Origin of the sequence: Pseudoalteromonas sp. A41-2 (assembly GCF_015767615.1) — a bacterium.
Classification (GTDB): Bacteria; Pseudomonadota; Gammaproteobacteria; order Enterobacterales; family Alteromonadaceae; genus Pseudoalteromonas; species Pseudoalteromonas lipolytica.
The window spans coordinates 192999-208766 of the sequence record NZ_CP065231.1 but is presented as its reverse complement, the minus strand read 5'-3'; the positions used below and the strand labels follow the sequence as shown (position 1 = coordinate 208766).

Annotated in this window: 22 protein-coding genes; 4 read left to right on the top strand and 18 right to left on the bottom strand. The window is 42.8% G+C overall.

The features are described from left to right. Positions 1-11 precede the first annotated feature (11 nt). Positions 12-1652, top strand: coding sequence for an endonuclease (locus IT970_RS01020; protein ID WP_196857540.1), 1641 nt, complete (start codon positions 12-14; stop codon positions 1650-1652). 42 nt (positions 1653-1694) lie between these two features. On the opposite strand, the gene IT970_RS01015 is transcribed toward IT970_RS01020, so the two are convergent. The 15 genes from IT970_RS01015 to rpsJ all read right to left on the bottom strand — a co-directional run bounded on the left by IT970_RS01015 (position 1695) and on the right by rpsJ (position 8975). Continuing rightward, entirely contained in the window at positions 1695-2057 is a 363-nt protein-coding gene (locus IT970_RS01015) for a hypothetical protein (RefSeq protein ID WP_196857539.1), read from the bottom strand. Beyond that, positions 2041-2283, bottom strand: a complete 243-nt coding sequence (locus tag IT970_RS01010; protein ID WP_196857538.1) for a hypothetical protein — start codon at positions 2281-2283, stop codon at positions 2041-2043. The genes IT970_RS01015 and IT970_RS01010 overlap by 17 nt, the downstream gene beginning before the upstream one ends. A 140-nt stretch (positions 2284-2423) precedes the next feature. Continuing rightward, a complete protein-coding gene (locus IT970_RS01005) occupies positions 2424-2654 on the bottom strand; it encodes a hypothetical protein (RefSeq protein ID WP_196857537.1) in 231 nt (76 codons plus the stop codon). A 64-nt stretch (positions 2655-2718) separates the two neighbouring features. Continuing rightward, complete coding sequence (locus tag IT970_RS01000) at positions 2719-3474, bottom strand: hypothetical protein (protein WP_036974204.1); 756 nt, start codon at positions 3472-3474, stop codon at positions 2719-2721. A gap of 533 nt (positions 3475-4007) precedes the next feature. After that, positions 4008-4265 (bottom strand): 30S ribosomal protein S17, encoded by a 258-nt coding sequence (gene rpsQ / locus IT970_RS00995; protein WP_036974206.1) that lies wholly within the window; start codon positions 4263-4265, stop codon positions 4008-4010. Next, complete coding sequence (gene rpmC / locus IT970_RS00990; protein ID WP_004588692.1) at positions 4265-4456, bottom strand: 50S ribosomal protein L29; 192 nt, start codon at positions 4454-4456, stop codon at positions 4265-4267. The genes rpsQ and rpmC overlap by 1 nt, the downstream gene beginning before the upstream one ends. Continuing rightward, positions 4456-4869 carry a 50S ribosomal protein L16 gene (rplP, locus tag IT970_RS00985; protein ID WP_036974208.1) on the bottom strand — a complete coding sequence of 138 codons (414 nt, stop codon included), beginning with the start codon at positions 4867-4869 and terminating at the stop codon, positions 4456-4458. Before rplP ends, rpmC begins: the two co-directional genes overlap by 1 nt. A gap of 12 nt (positions 4870-4881) precedes the next feature. Further along, positions 4882-5583 (bottom strand): 30S ribosomal protein S3, encoded by a 702-nt coding sequence (gene rpsC / locus IT970_RS00980; protein WP_036974210.1) that lies wholly within the window; start codon positions 5581-5583, stop codon positions 4882-4884. 11 nt (positions 5584-5594) lie between these two features. Continuing rightward, a complete protein-coding gene (gene rplV / locus IT970_RS00975) occupies positions 5595-5927 on the bottom strand; it encodes a 50S ribosomal protein L22 (RefSeq protein WP_004588690.1) in 333 nt (110 codons plus the stop codon). 14 nt (positions 5928-5941) lie between these two features. Further along, positions 5942-6220 (bottom strand): 30S ribosomal protein S19, encoded by a 279-nt coding sequence (gene rpsS / locus IT970_RS00970; protein ID WP_010376377.1) that lies wholly within the window; start codon positions 6218-6220, stop codon positions 5942-5944. Between the two features lie 16 nt (positions 6221-6236). Further along, positions 6237-7061: a 50S ribosomal protein L2 gene (gene rplB, locus IT970_RS00965; RefSeq protein WP_036974212.1), complete on the bottom strand. Its 825-nt coding sequence runs from the start codon at positions 7059-7061 to the stop codon at positions 6237-6239. A gap of 17 nt (positions 7062-7078) precedes the next feature. After that, the gene (gene rplW, locus IT970_RS00960) at positions 7079-7381 is read right to left on the bottom strand and encodes a 50S ribosomal protein L23 (protein WP_036974214.1); all 303 of its coding nucleotides are present in this window, start codon (positions 7379-7381) and stop codon (positions 7079-7081) included. Then, positions 7378-7983, bottom strand: a complete 606-nt coding sequence (gene rplD / locus IT970_RS00955) for a 50S ribosomal protein L4 (protein WP_036974217.1) — start codon at positions 7981-7983, stop codon at positions 7378-7380. The genes rplW and rplD overlap by 4 nt, the downstream gene beginning before the upstream one ends. A 17-nt stretch (positions 7984-8000) precedes the next feature. Further along, positions 8001-8636: a 50S ribosomal protein L3 gene (rplC, locus tag IT970_RS00950; RefSeq protein ID WP_036974218.1), complete on the bottom strand. Its 636-nt coding sequence runs from the start codon at positions 8634-8636 to the stop codon at positions 8001-8003. Between the two features lie 27 nt (positions 8637-8663). Then, a complete protein-coding gene (rpsJ, locus tag IT970_RS00945) occupies positions 8664-8975 on the bottom strand; it encodes a 30S ribosomal protein S10 (RefSeq protein WP_002957900.1) in 312 nt (103 codons plus the stop codon). Positions 8976-9394: 419 nt separating this feature from the next. Between rpsJ and plsB the strand changes: the two genes are divergently transcribed. Further along, positions 9395-11845 carry a glycerol-3-phosphate 1-O-acyltransferase PlsB gene (gene plsB, locus IT970_RS00940; RefSeq protein ID WP_196857536.1) on the top strand — a complete coding sequence of 817 codons (2451 nt, stop codon included), beginning with the start codon at positions 9395-9397 and terminating at the stop codon, positions 11843-11845. Here the strand turns inward: plsB and tesB are convergent. Continuing rightward, the gene (gene tesB / locus IT970_RS00935; RefSeq protein WP_036974222.1) at positions 11842-12699 is read right to left on the bottom strand and encodes an acyl-CoA thioesterase II; all 858 of its coding nucleotides are present in this window, start codon (positions 12697-12699) and stop codon (positions 11842-11844) included. The genes plsB and tesB overlap by 4 nt on opposite strands. 79 nt (positions 12700-12778) lie before the next feature. Between tesB and IT970_RS00930 the strand changes: the two genes are divergently transcribed. Together IT970_RS00930 and IT970_RS00925 are read left to right on the top strand one after the other, a co-directional pair. Beyond that, on the top strand, positions 12779-13240 hold the full coding sequence (locus IT970_RS00930) for an EVE domain-containing protein (protein ID WP_036974223.1): 462 nt from the start codon (positions 12779-12781) through the stop codon (positions 13238-13240). A gap of 85 nt (positions 13241-13325) precedes the next feature. Next, positions 13326-14357 (top strand): cytosolic protein, encoded by a 1032-nt coding sequence (locus IT970_RS00925; protein WP_118843908.1) that lies wholly within the window; start codon positions 13326-13328, stop codon positions 14355-14357. A 1-nt stretch (position 14358) separates the two neighbouring features. On the opposite strand, the gene IT970_RS00920 is transcribed toward IT970_RS00925, so the two are convergent. Next, a complete protein-coding gene (locus IT970_RS00920; RefSeq protein WP_036974228.1) occupies positions 14359-14565 on the bottom strand; it encodes a PLDc N-terminal domain-containing protein in 207 nt (68 codons plus the stop codon). Beyond that, a complete protein-coding gene (locus IT970_RS00915; RefSeq protein WP_036974230.1) occupies positions 14565-15632 on the bottom strand; it encodes a potassium channel family protein in 1068 nt (355 codons plus the stop codon). The genes IT970_RS00920 and IT970_RS00915 overlap by 1 nt, the downstream gene beginning before the upstream one ends. Positions 15633-15768: the final 136 nt, after the last annotated feature.

Sequence of the window (15768 nt, the reverse complement as noted above, 5' to 3'; positions counted from 1 at the left end):
AGGAAACAATAATGTCACACGGGACATGTAATAAAATAATGCTAGCCAGCAGTTTGCTGTGTTTAGCAAGTTCAGCAATGGCGAATATCAACAATGCTGATTTCGAAACTTGGTCAGCAGGTGCCCCCTCAGGTTGGAGCACAATTGACAGTGGTATAAATCTCAGCAGCAACAGTAATGTGGTTTACTCGGGTAACTACTCAGCTCGCGTTACAGTGAATACAGGTACGCAAAGTAATACTGATTTATTACAAATGGTTGATGTCGTTGCGGGTGAAAGCTATGAGTTTTCGGCGTGGGTTTATCATACCGAAGGGGGGGTGAAGGCACGCCTTGTCGTTGATGGCTACCAAGGTTATTCAAACTCAGCATTAACAAATCAATGGCAACAGATCAGCTATCAATATACCGCATCAGTAACAACCTCTATCGATGTAGGATTACGTTTTTACGACGTAACGGGCTTTGATGGCAGCGAAGTTGTTTATGTCGATAACTTTGCGCCAAACACTGGCACACCGCCTCCACCTGCGGGGGGCTGTACAGATAACCAAGTCGCTCTTACCCTCACCACCGACAACTATGGTGAAGAGACCAGTTGGCAAATTACCAATGCTCAAGGCGGCACAGTAGCATCAGGCGGCAGCTACGCTGCTAATACGAACTATAACGAGCAAGCCTGTTTAGTTGATGGTGACTACACATTCACTATTTTTGATAGTTACGGTGATGGCATGTGCTGTTCATTCGGTAATGGCAGCTACAGTCTTTCTTTAGGTCAAACTGTGCTTGCCAGTGGCGCAAGCTTCCAAAGCTCAGAGGCTACACCGTTTAGTTTAGGTGATAACACTGGCGGCGGGAATGGCGGCGGTACCACACCAACAGAACCGACAGGATATTATGTAACGACTCAAGGCCTTACAGGCTATGCTTTAAAAACGGAACTGTACAACATAATTAAGGATCATAACTCACAAGGTTATTCGGCTATTTGGGGATTTTACGACCTCGCATCGCGTGATAAATACTTTGAGAATGATAACTCAATTTTAGACCGTTATTCAGAGAATCCAGCAGGCCAAGACAGCTATAACTATGTTGCTGTGAGCGACCAGTGCGGTACCTACAACAGTGAAGCTGATTGCTATAACCGCGAGCATTCGTTCCCAAAAAGCTGGTTTGGTGGCACTGTTGAGCCCATGAATTCAGATGTACATCATATCTTTGCCACTGATGGCTATGTAAATTCAAAACGCAGTAACTACCCTTTCGGCGAAGTCGCCAGTGCAAGCTACACCTCTAGTAATGGAAGCAAATTAGGCAGTGCCGCTAGCTCATTAAATTACTCAGGTACGGTATTCGAACCGATTGATGAGTTTAAAGGTGATTTTGCACGGGCTTATTTTTACATGGCAACACGCTATGAAAGTGTGATTGCTAACTGGCAAAACAACACAACGTATAGCAATGCTGTGCTTAATGGCTCATCAAGTCAGGTGTTCGAGAACTGGGTCATTGCGATGCTATTAAAATGGCATAACGACGACCCTGTTAGTCAGCTTGAACTTGATAGAAACCAAGCCGCATTTGAATTCCAAGGAAATCGTAACCCATTTGTTGATCACCCTGAATTTGCAGAAATGATTTGGTAACTTCGTTAAGGCAAGACACTTAACGTCAGTTAAGTGTCTTTTTTAATCAAGTAAAACCACTTTATTTGCCGCAATTAACCCGTCTACATAGCGCTTTTCTAAATGCCACGGATGACGCTTCCATCCTCGAAAAGCGAATCCAGCAATATGTATTTTATCAAACTGCGATAAATAGAAAGCGATAGCTAGAGTGCCAGAGCTTGGGCAATAAGGTCGATGTATTACAGGTCCTAAAGTAAGCAAGTGAGCGAGTAATGATTGTCGAAACTGAGCGCTTAAACGTTCACATTTACAGTGCAGACCATACATCTTAAATAACTGATTAGCGTAGTCTATCTTGCCTTTTCGATGAATTAATTTAAAAAAGCAGTGCAACAACGGATGAGGGTTAGGATCGGTGATCATAACCTGTGAAAGCCCCTTCGAGTGGTATTGTAAGCGGTCTCTGTAGTAAGCCATGCGCCTGATAGCCTCGCCCAACTAGCCATAGATCAGTACAACGCTTACCTAAATGGGCTGGCATGTCTGCACAACGATTAAACCTAACCACGCGTGGGCAGCGATTAACGCTCGCTGCGATATGCGCACCCACAGGGCCATTACCTAAAATAATAATGTTTGGTTGTTGCATGACCCAAGGCACTCCATGTTATTCCTTAAAACAGTGTTATTTCACGCCAGCAACATGACCAGTTAATGACAGCTCACGCTAAATGTAATGTATATGCTAAACGTGTGTGTTCAATAAACAGTACATCATGTCGTTGCCGCTCAACACGGATACGGTAACCAAGCTGATGTAACACCTGTTTTAATAAAGCTTTGATGCTGCTGCGGTGTTGAATAATGAGAAATATCGAGTGCAACTAACAATGCCTCAGCGTAATGAGTTCCTGATAAAAGAGACTGAAAAATACGGTTCTGTACGTCGATGATTTGTGTGACTGAGGTGTTGTAGCAATTAATTTGCAGACTTAACAGGTAGTTTTCGAGTGCATTCATAGCAACGTCCTTCTAAAAAACGCCACTTTAAAAGCTCAACTTTAGTTGAGGTAAAGAACTTTATTTATTTTTTGCTCCACTTATTCATAATTTCCTTGAACAACGCCGCTTCTTTATCCTCACAGGGTCTGGGTGAACCACTCGGTACGCCTGATTTACCAAACACTGAATTAAAGTCAATGCCATAACACTGTCCATTCAGCATCTCGATGCGTCGACTACCATCACCATTTTCCCATAATACCGTGGCTTCGCTTGAAATTGAGTACTCTTTAGGGCTCGTTATTCGTACTCCACTCGCATTGTTTGTTGCTGAGTGTAAATTTCCTGTCGCGTGCGCGGTCGACTGGTTGTACTCAACATCCATGTTAGGTAATGGCGCATAAGGATTAAGCTTTTTAAATGGCCTTGGTGATACCTCTGATGCAACGATTTCAGGCTCTTTTGTTGGCGTAGCGACTGTTGACGCATTGGTCATTGTCCTTCCTCTGGAATTTGTTTGAGCAGCCAGACTTAAAGTACTTTCATTCATAGCTGCGTAACTCGGCTGTTCAGCAACTTCTGAAGCAGTGTCCTCTGATTTTGGTTCTGTCGCAGAACCTAATTGGCTACTCTTAGCTTTTTCTTCGGGCGTTTTTTCTACATCTATATTTAAACGAGGTAAGGTCGTGAGATCAACGGTAACATAGGCTTGCATCACACCTTTAGGTTCAAGCCAAGGCGCAACAATGACACGCTGAGCATGTTTAGCAAATATAAGCAGTATGAGAACATGAAGTGTAATCGAAAACACCCATGCTTTATAACGTCCCTTTAACACCAACACTCCTTGTTTTTTATTCTAAGAGTATTTAATAACCCAATAAGTTCATTGTTAACTCGTAAGGGGTTAGCACACAGTAAATCCCGTTTAACTGGTCGCAATTCGCTTAATTAAGTGGTCTATGTTGAGGTGCAAAACGTGTCGGTGGCAAGGCACTAATTTGGTTATTGAATTGTGCTAAATGAACAAAGTATAACGCTGTGAACGTCAGGTTTAGTGTTTTAAATGAGTAATACCATTCCTTGATAACAAGGCAAAAATTTAGTTATTTAGTTGTTCTCGACAATTGATCCTGCATTTCCCCCTACCTCCATGCAGTCGTAAATCAGACATTTATAACGTAAGTAGCAACAGGTTTAATCACTCAAAATGAGTAAGTATTATTGCGGGTTGGTATCAGTGTTATTTCAGGTGGGTATAACCCCTACTCGCTGAGCTAACGACTCACGTCACAAAGCAGTGAAGGTTGTTTTAAATACAAAAAACCCCAGCAAAGCCGGGGTTTTTTAGTAAGTAAACTTAATTAAAAATTAAGCTTGCTTTGGACGCTCAACAACGTCTACTAAAGTCCAAGACTTAGTCTTAGAAATAGGAGCACACTCACGGATAGTAACTACGTCACCAGCTTGAGCTGTATTGTTTTCGTCATGTACGTGTAACTTAGTCGTACGTTTGATGAATTTCCCATAGATTGGGTGCTTCACGTAACGTGCGATAGCAACAGTGAAAGATTTATCCATCTTGTCGCTGATTACACGGCCTTGAAGAGTACGGATTTTATCGCTCATTATTGACCTGCCTTCTGGTTAATAATTGTTTTTACACGCGCGATATCGCGACGTACTGTTCTTAGCGTGTGTGTTTGAGCTAACTGACCAGTGCTTGCTTGCATGCGCAGGTTGAACTGCTCACGAAGAAGTCCTAGAAGTTCAGCATTTAGCTCTTCTACGCTTTTGTCTTTTAGTTCGCTAGCTTTCATTACATCACCGTCCGAGTTACGAAAGTTGTTGTGAATGGTAATTTACGTGCTGCAAGGTTGAACGCTTCACGAGCAAGCTCTTCAGAAACACCTTCCATTTCGTAAAGTACTTTACCAGGTTGAATTTCAGCAACCCAATACTCAACAGAACCTTTACCTTTACCCATACGAACTTCTAATGGCTTGTTCGTAATTGGCTTATCTGGGAATACACGAATCCAGATTTTACCTTGACGCTTTACGTGACGTGTCATAGCACGACGAGCTGCTTCGATTTGACGAGCAGTCATACGGCCACGACCAGTAGCTTTCAAACCGAAAGTACCGAAGCTTACTTTGTTACCGTTTTGCGCTAAACCACGGTTGCGGCCTTTGTGCATTTTACGGAATTTTGTACGTTTTGGCTGTAACATTACTCGCTACCTCTACTTAGCACTTTTTTTGGCTTTCTTTGGCGCGCGTTTAGCTGGCTTCTCTTGCTCTTGTACTAGTGGTAAACCACCAATAACTTCGCCTTTGAAGATCCAAACTTTAACACCAATGATACCATAAGTGGTTAAGGCTTCAGAAGTTGCGTAGTCGATATCAGCACGAAGAGTATGTAGAGGTACACGACCTTCACGATACCATTCTGAACGTGCGATCTCAGCACCGCCAAGACGACCGCTAACTTCAACTTTGATACCTTTTGCACCAATACGCATTGCGTTTTGTACCGAACGCTTCATAGCGCGACGGAACATAACACGACGCTCTAGTTGTGACGCAATACCGTCAGCTACTAGTTGTGCATCAAGTTCAGGCTTACGAACTTCAGAAATATTGATCTGAGCCGGAACACCTGCAATCTTAGTTACTGCTTGACGTAGTTTTTCAACGTCTTCGCCTTTTTTACCGATAACAACACCAGGACGAGCTGTGTGAATTGTTACACGGATAGATTTTGCTGGACGCTCAATAACGATTTTAGACACAGAAGCCGCTTTTAATTCCTTAGTAAGGAATGTACGTACTTTGTGATCGCCAAAAAGCTGATCAGAGAAATCTTTTGAATTCGCGTACCAGGTAGAAACCCAAGGTTTAGAGATACCTAGGCGAATACCAGTAGGATGAACTTTTTGTCCCATTACTTATACTCCTAGCTATCTGAAACCACAACAGTGATGTGGCTTGTACGCTTAAGGATGCGGTCTGCGCGTCCTTTAGCACGTGGCATAATACGCTTCATTGTTGGACCATCGTCCACAAAGATCGTAGTTACACGAAGCTCATCAATGTCAGCACCTTCGTTATGCTCTGCGTTAGCAATAGCAGACTCAAGTACTTTCTTAACTAATACAGCCGCTTTTTTAGGGCTGTACGCCAGGATTTCTAGAGCGCGATCAACCGGAAGTCCGCGGATCTGATCTGCAACTAGACGTGCTTTTTGCGCCGAACCAGAGGCGAATTTATGTTTAGCTAATGCTTGCATTTATCATTCTCCTCTTAACGTTTCTTCGCTTTCTTATCCGCAGCGTGACCGCGGTAAGTGCGAGTTGGTGCAAATTCACCTAGTTTGTGACCGATCATTTCGTCTGTGATAAACACAGGAACGTGCTGACGACCATTATGGACAGCGATGGTCAATCCGATCATGTTAGGTATGATCATTGAACGACGGCTCCAAGTTTTAATTGGCTTCTTGTCACCGCTTTCCAACGCTTTCTCTACCTTCTTCAGCAAGTGTAGGTCAATAAAAGGACCTTTCTTGAGAGAACGTGGCATGGCTATTCCTCAACTATTATTTAGTACGACGACGTACGATAAATTTATCAGTACGCTTGTTCTTACGTGTCTTAGCACCTTTAGTCGGTTTACCCCATGGAGACACAGGATGACGACCACCAGATGTACGACCTTCACCACCACCGTGCGGGTGATCTACCGGGTTCATGGCAACACCACGAACTGTCGGACGGATACCACGCCAGCGATTTGCACCAGCTTTACCTAGTGAACGAAGCATATGCTCAGCATTGCCTACTTCACCAAGTGTTGCGCGACAGTCAGCTGGAACTTTACGAACTTCGCCAGAACGAAGACGTAGAGTAACGTATTGACCTTCACGTGCAAGGATTTGAACGTATGCACCAGCAGAACGTGCGATTTGAGCACCTTTACCTGGTTTTAATTCTACGTTGTGAACAGTCGAACCTACAGGCATGTTACGCATTGGTAATGTGTTACCAGCTTTGATTGGTGCATCAACACCAGACTGGATTGAATCACCAGCTTTTAAGCCTTTAGGTGCAATAATGTAACGACGCTCACCGTCTGCATATAATACAAGAGCGATGTTTGCGCTACGGTTTGGATCATACTCTAGACGCTCAACAACAGCTGGAATGCCATCTTTAGTGCGTTTAAAGTCGATTACACGGTAATGATGCTTATGACCACCACCGATGTGACGAACCGTGATACGACCTTTGTTATTACGACCACCAGACTTAGAGTTTTTCTCTAGTAGTGGTGCGTAAGGTTTACCCTTATGAAGATCAGGGTTAACCACTTTAACCAGGTGACGACGACCCGCAGAAGTTGGTTTACACTTTTGAAGTGCCATAATTCTAACTCCCCTTATTACTCGGCGCCGCCGACAAAGTCTAGCTCGCTACCTTCTTTAAGAGTAACGTAAGCTTTCTTCCAGTCTGAACGACGACCGAAACGCATGCCAGTACGTTTTGTTTTACCCTTAACGTTTAGTGTGCGAACACCAGTTACTTCTACTTCAAAAAGCTTCTCAACTGCAGCTTGAACTTCAGCTTTAGTTGCATCTTTAGCTACTTTGAAAACAATCGTGTTGTTTTCTTCAGCAGCGATAGTGCTTTTTTCAGAGATATGTGGAGCAAGGATCACTTTTAAAAGACGTTCTTCACGGATCATGCTAGCGCCTCCTCAAGTTGCTTAACAGCAGCAGCTGTAATAAGTACCTTATCGAAAGCGATTAGGCTTACAGGATCGATACCAGCTACATCACGCGTGTCAACCTTGTACAGGTTACGTGCCGATAAGAATAGATTCTCATCTACTTCTTCAGTCACGATAAGAACATCTTTAAGCTCAAGTTCTTTAAGCTTAGCAACTAGTTCTTTAGTTTTTGGTGCTTCAAGACCAAACTGCTCAACAACGATTAAACGCTCTTGACGAACTAATTCAGATAAGATGCTTTTGATCGCACCGCGGTACATTTTACGGTTTACTTTTTGGCTATGATCTTGTGGTTTAGCTGCGAAGCTAACGCCACCTGAACGCCAAATTGGGCTACGGATTGTACCAGCACGTGCACGGCCAGTACCTTTTTGAGCCCATGGTTTTTTACCACCACCGCTTACTTCAGAACGTGTCTTCTGAGCACGAGTACCTTGACGAGCACCTGCTGCGTAAGCAACAACTACTTGGTGTACTAATGCTTCGTTAAACTCACGTCCAAAAGTAGCTTCAGAAACTTCAAGAGCGCCAGAAGCGTCTTTAATTGCTAATTCCATCACTAAATCTCCAGGACTTATGCTTTAACAGCTGGTTTAACGATAACGTCACCGCCGATAGCGCCAGGTACTGCACCTTTAACTAAAAGCAAGTTACGCTCAGCGTCAACGCGAACTAGTTCTAAGTTTTGAGTCGTTACACGCTCAGCACCCATGTGACCGGCCATTTTCTTACCTTTAAACACCTTACCAGGTGATTGGTTTTGACCGATTGAACCAGGAGCACGGTGAGATAGAGAGTTACCGTGAGTCGCGTCTTGCATGCTGAAATTCCAGCGCTTAACACCACCTTGGAAACCTTTACCTTTAGAAGTACCGGTTACGTCAACTTTGTTGATTTCGTTGAATAATTCAACAGTAAGCTCAGCGCCTACTTCAAAATCGCCTTCACCACCATTTAGGCGGAATTCCCACAGACCGCGACCCGCTTCAACACCTGCTTTAGCGAAGTGACCCGCTGCAGCTTTGTTTACACGGCTTGCTTTTTTAGTGCCTGCGGTTACTTGAAGCGCGTTATAACCGTCTGTTGCTTCAGATTTGATCTGAGCAATACGGTTAGGAGTCGCTTCGATAACTGTCACAGGGATAGATACACCATCTTCAGTGAAGATACGTGTCATACCCACTTTACGACCGACTAGACCTAATGCCATTTTCCTAAAACCTCTCTAATCTTCCGATTAACCCAGGCTGATTTGAACATCAACACCAGCAGCAAGATCTAAACGCATAAGCGCGTCAACAGTCTTGTCAGTTGGTTCTACGATGTCGATCAGACGTTTATGGGTGCGGATTTCGTACTGATCACGCGCGTCTTTGTTAACGTGCGGTGAAGTTAGTACAGTAAAACGTTCAAAGCGTGTAGGTAGTGGGATTGGACCACGTACTTGTGCGCCAGTGCGTTTCGCAGTTTCCACGATTTCCGCCGTTGATTGGTCAATCAAACGGTGGTCAAAAGCTTTTAGGCGAATACGAATGCGTTGATTTGACATTCTTAAACCTCAATATAAAGAGCATTTAAAAAGAGCATAAAAAAACGACCGAAACAATCTTACTAACTAAGATGTCGGCTGTTCTCTTATATCTACGTTGAACTCCAAATCGGAGTTCCTGTTTTATTAGCTTGAAATCCAAGCTTAATGTTCCTTCCAAGTTCCCGAGGGAATTTTGAAAGCCTGCGTATTATAGTGAGATTGGTGATAAATGCAACAACTTTTTAGGGTTAAAACGAATAAAGTCTGCTTTGTATAATATTTCAGTTAAATTCAGTTAAGCTATGTCTTTGCTTTACTATAGTTAATTTGAATAAACCCAAAAGCCACACTATGGCAATGGTCAGTCCAGTTAATAATTGCTATTCTATGGCGCTTTTTTTGTTTCTATTATTACTCTTAATTACTTTGGTGAGTTAATGCGTATCATTAATCGTTGTTTAAATATCATTTCTGCCGGTATGAACCGCTTATTTGTTAAAAGTAAGGTCTTGCCAGAAAACCCGATTGAGCAATATAACCTAAACCCCGCCAACCCGACCTTTTATATTGTTAGACTCAATGCGCGCTCTGATTTAGCGGCACTCGCGCGCGTGTGTAAAAAATACGGCTTACCAAGTCCAACAGAAGAGCAGCTTTTGGGTAATAAAGAGCTTGATCGTTTTATTGGTATTCAAAACCCGCCGCCTCTGTTTGGTAATAAAAGTAAACCCAGTAATGCACTTCACCAAGGCAAACACATTATTGACCACCTAATGCACTCAGGTGAGAAAAACGTACAGGTTATCCCGGTTACTATTTTATGGGGTCGTAACCCAGGAAAAGAAAAGCCAGGTTTAGGTACATTGGTATCACACTCACTTACGCCAAGCTGGTTTCGTAAGTTCTTTGTCATTTTGTTTTCAGGTCGTGACAACTTTATTCGCTTTAGCCAACCGCTCGACTTATCGCTCTTGGTAAACGAAAAAGCCGATGTTGATGAACTGCCACATAAATTGCTACGTGTTGCTCGCGTGCACTTCCGTCGTCAAAAACTGGCAGCTACCGGGCCAAAAATGCCCTCACGTGAGCAGTTGTTTAATTCGCTGCTTGCCTCGCCAACCATCAAAAAAGCCATTCAAGTTGAGGCGAAAGAAAAAAACATTAGCCAAAATGAAGCGCGTCAAAATGCGCTTAAATTATTAGACGAGATCGCTGCTAACTACAGTGACGCGACTATTCGTGTTGCCGATCGTATTTTGACGTGGCTGTGGAATAAGTTGTATAACGGCATCGATATTAAATTTTCTGAGCAAGTCCATGAGCTAACCGACAAAGGCCACGAGATTATCTATATGCCTTGTCACCGCTCGCATATGGATTACTTATTACTGACCTATTCGATTTACCATTTAGGCTTAGTACCGCCGCACATTGCAGCGGGCATCAACTTAAACTTTTTCCCTGCAGGTGGCGTATTCCGCCGCAGTGGTGCATTTTTCATTCGTCGCTCATTCGCGGGCAATAAATTGTACTCCTCTGTATTTAAAGAGTACCTAAGCCAGTTATTCATTAAAGGCTACTCAATAAAGTTTTATACAGAAGGTGGTCGCAGTCGTACAGGTCGTTTATTACCACCTAAAACGGGTATGTTAGCAATGACATTGCAAGCGATGCTGCGCGGCATCGATCGCCCTATTTCGATTGTGCCCGTTTACATTGGTTATGAGCACGTAATGGAGATTAATACGTATTTAAAAGAGCTGGCAGGTAACGACAAAAAAGGCGAATCCGTTTTAGGGATTTTTAAGGCTATTAAAAACCTTAAAAACTATGGCCGTGGCTACTTAAACTTTGGTGACCCCATTTCGATAAACCAATACCTTAATGAGCAGCAACCTGATTGGCGTGAATCGATTCACCCAACAGATGTACAAAAACCACAATGGTTGGGCCCACAAGTCGCTAATCTTGCAGACAAAGTGATGGTTAATATCAATAGCGCTGCGGCGCTTAATGCGGTGAATTTGTTAGCGATGATCTTACTGGTTAACGATAAACATGCGCTGAGTAAACCCAAACTGATTGCCCAACTTGAGTTCTACTTGCACCTGCAACGTAGTGCAAGCTATAGCGACAAAGTGACCACCCCCAATGAAAGCGCAGAGCAGCTGTTAGAGCATGCATTAAAACTGAATAAATTTGATGTGATCAGCGACGAATTTGGCGAAATCATTGCAATTAATGATAAAGAAAAAACGCTGTTTAACTATTATCGTAATAATGTGTTGCACTTGTTCGCTGTTCCCAGCTTACTGGCACTGCATTTATTTAAAACACACAAAACGACTCTGGCTGATTGCCAAGCCGTGATTACACGCTTTTACCCACTATTTGCCAAAGAGTGGTTCTTACATGAGTTAGATGAAAACTACATTACTCGCGTTCTTGCCAGCTTTGTTGATCAAGACTTAATTGAAATCGATGGCAATAATATCAAAGTAACAAACAGCAACGACTGCTTAGCAAAACTCGAAATGCTAGGGCGTGCCTTGAGCTTAACCTTGCAGCGTTATGCAATCGTGGTTGGCTTTATTCAAACCAGCAAGGGGATTGAGCGAGAAGAGCTTGAGCACGAAAGCCAAGTATTAGCAGAGCGTTTAGGCACGCTGCATGGCATTAAAACCCCTGAGTTTTTTGATAAAAAAGTACTTATCGGGTTTATTTCAAGCTTACGTGAGCAAAAGTTAATTACCGAAACAGAGCACGGTTTTACCGGTAGTAATGCACTTTGTGAAGTATATATGTATCTAAAAGCATTGCTGCCAGCACGTGTCTGGCAGTCAATTGATGACATAGTGCAAAGCCAAGCTACGCACTCAAAGGATTAGCGCTGGCGCATCACCCCTTCTTGGATCGTTGAGGCAACTAAGTTGCCTTGACGGTCAAAGAACTGCCCTCTCACCAAACCCCTTCCCGAGCTCGCACTTGGGCTATCAATCGAATATAAAATCCAATCATCAAGCCTAAACGGACGATGAAACCACATCGCATGGTCAATTGTTGCCACTTGCATATTAGGTTGCATAAACGACACGCCGTGCGGTTGTAAGGCCGTGGGTAAAAATTCAAAGTCCGATGCATACGCCAATAAATAATTATGAATGCGTTGGTCATCTGGCATCTCGCCATTGGCTTTAAACCAAATGTGCTTAACAGGTTCCATTACCTGAGGTTTAAATGGGTTATGAAACGTGACTGGGCGCATTTCAATCGGCACCTCACGAATAAATTTATTGCGGATCACCTCGGGTATATGCTCAGCATTCGCTTGGTAAAATTCAAGCGATGACTTAAGTTCTTCAGGCTGCGGCACATCTGGCATATGGGCTTGATGCGACAGCCCCTCTTCTTCCCCTTGAAATGACGCTGTCATATAAAAAATAGGTTTGCCATATTGAATCGCTTTCACGCGACGCGTACTAAAACTTTTACCATCACGAATATTTTCGACGTCATAAATGATTGGTTTTTCGGCATCACCAGGGCGTAAAAAATAGGAATGCAAAGAATGGACAATGCGCCCTTCTGGTAACGTTTCTTTGGCAGCCGACAAAGCTTGCCCCATAACTTGACCACCGAATACAGCACGAAACCCTAAATCTTGGCTTTGCCCTCGATACAAGCCTTGCTCAATTTCTTCTAACGATAGCAACGACAGTAAATCATCTAATACTTGGCTCATTTATTTATCCTCAATCCCGACAAGCGTTTAATGATACTATAGACTAATTGGAAGTAAATCTTTGTAAGGGCACCTAATTATGGCTTATTGGCTTTTTAAAACCGAACCTGATGCGTTTTCAATCAATGATTTAAAAAACGCGCCAAAGCAAACCTCAATGTGGGATGGTGTACGTAATTATCAAGCCCGTAACTTTATGCGTGATGGCATAAAAGCAGGGGATTTAGTGATGATTTATCACTCAAGCTGTAAACATGTAGGCGTTGCGGGCATTGGCGAAATAACACGTGAAGCCTATGCTGATCCAACGCAATTTGATTTAAGCAGTGACTACTATGATGCGAAGGCCACAGCAGAAAACCCACGTTGGTTTGTCGTTGATGTTACTTATAAAGCGCACCTTAACAAACTAGTGAGCTTACAAGCGATAAAAGCAAATGACGCCATCACTGACATAGCCCTAAAAAAAGGCGGGCGTTTATCAGTCATGCCCGTCACGGAGCATGATTGGCAACAAATAATCGCCATGAGTGAAAGCTAACATATTAAAGTCGCAGCCATTTTTATTAAATGGCTATTTTTGCTATAATGTGTCCCCTTTATTTTAGAGGTACCGTGGGGGATATATGAAATTATTGTATTGGCTAGATGAATGGACCCAGCTCCCCCATGCAGAACAGCAAAAGCAAGTGCCGTTCACGGGCGGTGACTTACTCGGTGATGTGTATGTGAAATATCATATCATTGACGCCAGCAAACCTCTGCTATTTACCTTTTCTCCTGCGGGGACAAATTATCAAGAACATGACCTTACTGATGATTTCTCACCATGGGCCTACAAGCTCGCAAAAAAGCAAGATGTTAATATTATTGCCTTTCAACATTTAGGTATCAGTAACTGGTTTAGACACCGTAATTTATTATTTTTTATTGAGCAGTTAGCCCCCCTTATTGGCGGCTTTAAAGAACGCTTAGGCTATGGTTTAAGCCGAGGTGGCTTTGCAGTAGGTGCATTTGCTAATTTGTTGAAGCTCGATAAGGTGCTGCTATTTCACCCTGTCAGTACAAAAAATAAAGAAAAAGCGCCATGGGATGACCGTTCAAGTACTGATATCGCACAAAAATTTGATTGGGCAGGTGATTACCACGACGTAGATTTAGGGCAAGCTAAAGGTTACATTATTTATGACCCGACCAATCGAATTGACCGCGCTCACGCTAAACGCTACCCACAATTAACCCATTTACGGGTGTTTGGCATGGGTCACAGTGTTCATGCAACCTATTTAAATAAGTTTGGTTTTTATAAGGATGTGGCGGTGGATTTTATTCGCCATCAACAGGTTGATATTGCCCAGTTTCGCCAACAAACAAAAACCTTGCGCTTTAAAGAAGATTACTACCGACGCTTAAATAAAGCGAATAAAGGCTCTGCACACCGTTTAGCTTTGCTCAGTACCGCACATAATATTTTGATTGATGAAAAGGCTGAGCATCTCCAAGAGCAAAAGGAGGCTGTTGATGTACAGCCTCTGATTGATATAGCCATTAAGCACCAAGAGGCGCACCCTAAAGACGCGATAAAGTTACTCGAAGTCGCTCAGCAACTGTCGCCAGATGATCCATTGATTGAACATAAATTAAAGCAACTCAAGTAATCTAGCTTTTACCTTTACGGTGCTTTTTGACGTGCCCATGCTTGGGCACAATGGTCAGATACATAATCAAACCAAGCCATGAGAAAAAGATGATACCGATCAACCAGGCGTTCTTTTCGTGACCTTGCGTGCGCTTACTATTGAGTACAATGACCACAGGTAAAATGTAGGCACTGAGAACAATAATTAAAAACGCGACTTCATTCATTATTTCACCAAGGCCGGCCAATCAACTTCGTTGCTTAACACACGCTCAACAGCAATATAATGTAAAATATCGCCTTCACTAACGACATAGTCAAGCGGCGGATTTAAATCCATATCTTGCGCACTAAGATTATGGGCAACGCCCAATAAAATAGCGTCATGACTTTGCTTAAAATGATGAAATAAATTACCAAATGTCATTGCTTGCACTCCCTTAGGAATTGGCAAACTGAACTGTGTATCACCATGTAAGGTTGATAATAGCTCTTCCTGAACACGGCTTGAGCCAGGGTCTTGCATAGAGCGTACAAGTATTTCAGCCGATTTTGCACTGCTGCACTCGACATTATGGCAATGCTCTAGCAACATTTCGATTTTTGTTTCATCATCAAAATGCGCGCTGATATGGCAGTGTTCATTCACTAATTTGCTGATACGTAACGCTGTAGTAAACGTTTGGTCGTCATCTTGACCATCTATAATAATTTTATCTGCGCGTTCAATCGCCACTCGTTTTAGCTCGTCAATGTCGGTAAAGCTGCTTAAACGAGCAAAATCGACGTGCGGGTTGGCTAAAAATGGATGCTCCATTTGCTCTGTCACAGCGAGCAGAATACGACGATCTAAACGTTTTTGATCTGCTAAAATATAGTCAATCATCTTTTTAGTCCGCGTGTCATGCCAGCCAAAAATAATGATGTGATTGTTAATATGTGCGAAGCTTTTATCACCCGTCATAGCGCGCCTAATTAAGTAAGTTACTGTTTGCCCTGTTTTTCCTAACAGAACGCCAAATAATGCTAAACCAAATGGTATTTGTAATATTGCAACAATCCAACGTCCCAATTCTGTACTGGCGCTAAAGTCGCCATACCCTACCGTTGACGTTGTCACAACATAATAATAAAAATAGGTGCTAAGTGGTGTTAAGGCCTGCTCGCCAACAAGCACAAGTAACCACCAAATAAGTAGCATGTGCAACAGGGTTGTTATTACCACAGCTTGCCAACTCACTTGGTCAATATGGCTGCGAATAATCACCACTAAACGATTAAATAGATGATGCATAATCCTTGCAAATAGTCGTAGAGGAATTTATCCGATACGGTACTTTAATGCTTAGCCTTTGGCAACTGATGGAAAATTACTAATGCGTAACAATGAAAATTAATAGTAGACTATACTTTCTCTGTATTTAGTATTT

What these genes read in the sequence shown, in the direction of transcription:
- rpmC (WP_004588692.1), bottom strand. Translation starts at nt 4,456, where the DNA reads ATGAAAGCTAGCGAACTAAAAGACAAAAGCGTAGAAGAGCTAAATGCT.
- tesB (WP_036974222.1), bottom strand. Translation starts at nt 12,699, where the DNA reads ATGAGCCAAGTATTAGATGATTTACTGTCGTTGCTATCGTTAGAAGAA.
- rpsC (WP_036974210.1), bottom strand. Translation starts at nt 5,583, where the DNA reads ATGGGACAAAAAGTTCATCCTACTGGTATTCGCCTAGGTATCTCTAAA.
- IT970_RS01020 (WP_196857540.1), top strand. Translation starts at nt 12, where the DNA reads ATGTCACACGGGACATGTAATAAAATAATGCTAGCCAGCAGTTTGCTG.
- IT970_RS00925 (WP_118843908.1), top strand. Translation starts at nt 13,326, where the DNA reads ATGAAATTATTGTATTGGCTAGATGAATGGACCCAGCTCCCCCATGCA.
- IT970_RS01010 (WP_196857538.1), bottom strand. Translation starts at nt 2,283, where the DNA reads ATGCAACAACCAAACATTATTATTTTAGGTAATGGCCCTGTGGGTGCG.
- IT970_RS00920 (WP_036974228.1), bottom strand. Translation starts at nt 14,565, where the DNA reads ATGAATGAAGTCGCGTTTTTAATTATTGTTCTCAGTGCCTACATTTTA.
- rplC (WP_036974218.1), bottom strand. Translation starts at nt 8,636, where the DNA reads ATGGCATTAGGTCTAGTCGGTCGTAAAGTGGGTATGACACGTATCTTC.
- rplB (WP_036974212.1), bottom strand. Translation starts at nt 7,061, where the DNA reads ATGGCACTTCAAAAGTGTAAACCAACTTCTGCGGGTCGTCGTCACCTG.
- IT970_RS01005 (WP_196857537.1), bottom strand. Translation starts at nt 2,654, where the DNA reads ATGAATGCACTCGAAAACTACCTGTTAAGTCTGCAAATTAATTGCTAC.
- rplV (WP_004588690.1), bottom strand. Translation starts at nt 5,927, where the DNA reads ATGCAAGCATTAGCTAAACATAAATTCGCCTCTGGTTCGGCGCAAAAA.
- rplW (WP_036974214.1), bottom strand. Translation starts at nt 7,381, where the DNA reads ATGATCCGTGAAGAACGTCTTTTAAAAGTGATCCTTGCTCCACATATC.
- rpsJ (WP_002957900.1), bottom strand. Translation starts at nt 8,975, where the DNA reads ATGTCAAATCAACGCATTCGTATTCGCCTAAAAGCTTTTGACCACCGT.
- rplD (WP_036974217.1), bottom strand. Translation starts at nt 7,983, where the DNA reads ATGGAATTAGCAATTAAAGACGCTTCTGGCGCTCTTGAAGTTTCTGAA.
- rpsQ (WP_036974206.1), bottom strand. Translation starts at nt 4,265, where the DNA reads ATGAGCGATAAAATCCGTACTCTTCAAGGCCGTGTAATCAGCGACAAG.
- IT970_RS01015 (WP_196857539.1), bottom strand. Translation starts at nt 2,057, where the DNA reads ATGATCACCGATCCTAACCCTCATCCGTTGTTGCACTGCTTTTTTAAA.
- IT970_RS00930 (WP_036974223.1), top strand. Translation starts at nt 12,779, where the DNA reads ATGGCTTATTGGCTTTTTAAAACCGAACCTGATGCGTTTTCAATCAAT.
- IT970_RS00915 (WP_036974230.1), bottom strand. Translation starts at nt 15,632, where the DNA reads ATGCATCATCTATTTAATCGTTTAGTGGTGATTATTCGCAGCCATATT.
- plsB (WP_196857536.1), top strand. Translation starts at nt 9,395, where the DNA reads ATGCGTATCATTAATCGTTGTTTAAATATCATTTCTGCCGGTATGAAC.
- rplP (WP_036974208.1), bottom strand. Translation starts at nt 4,869, where the DNA reads ATGTTACAGCCAAAACGTACAAAATTCCGTAAAATGCACAAAGGCCGC.
- rpsS (WP_010376377.1), bottom strand. Translation starts at nt 6,220, where the DNA reads ATGCCACGTTCTCTCAAGAAAGGTCCTTTTATTGACCTACACTTGCTG.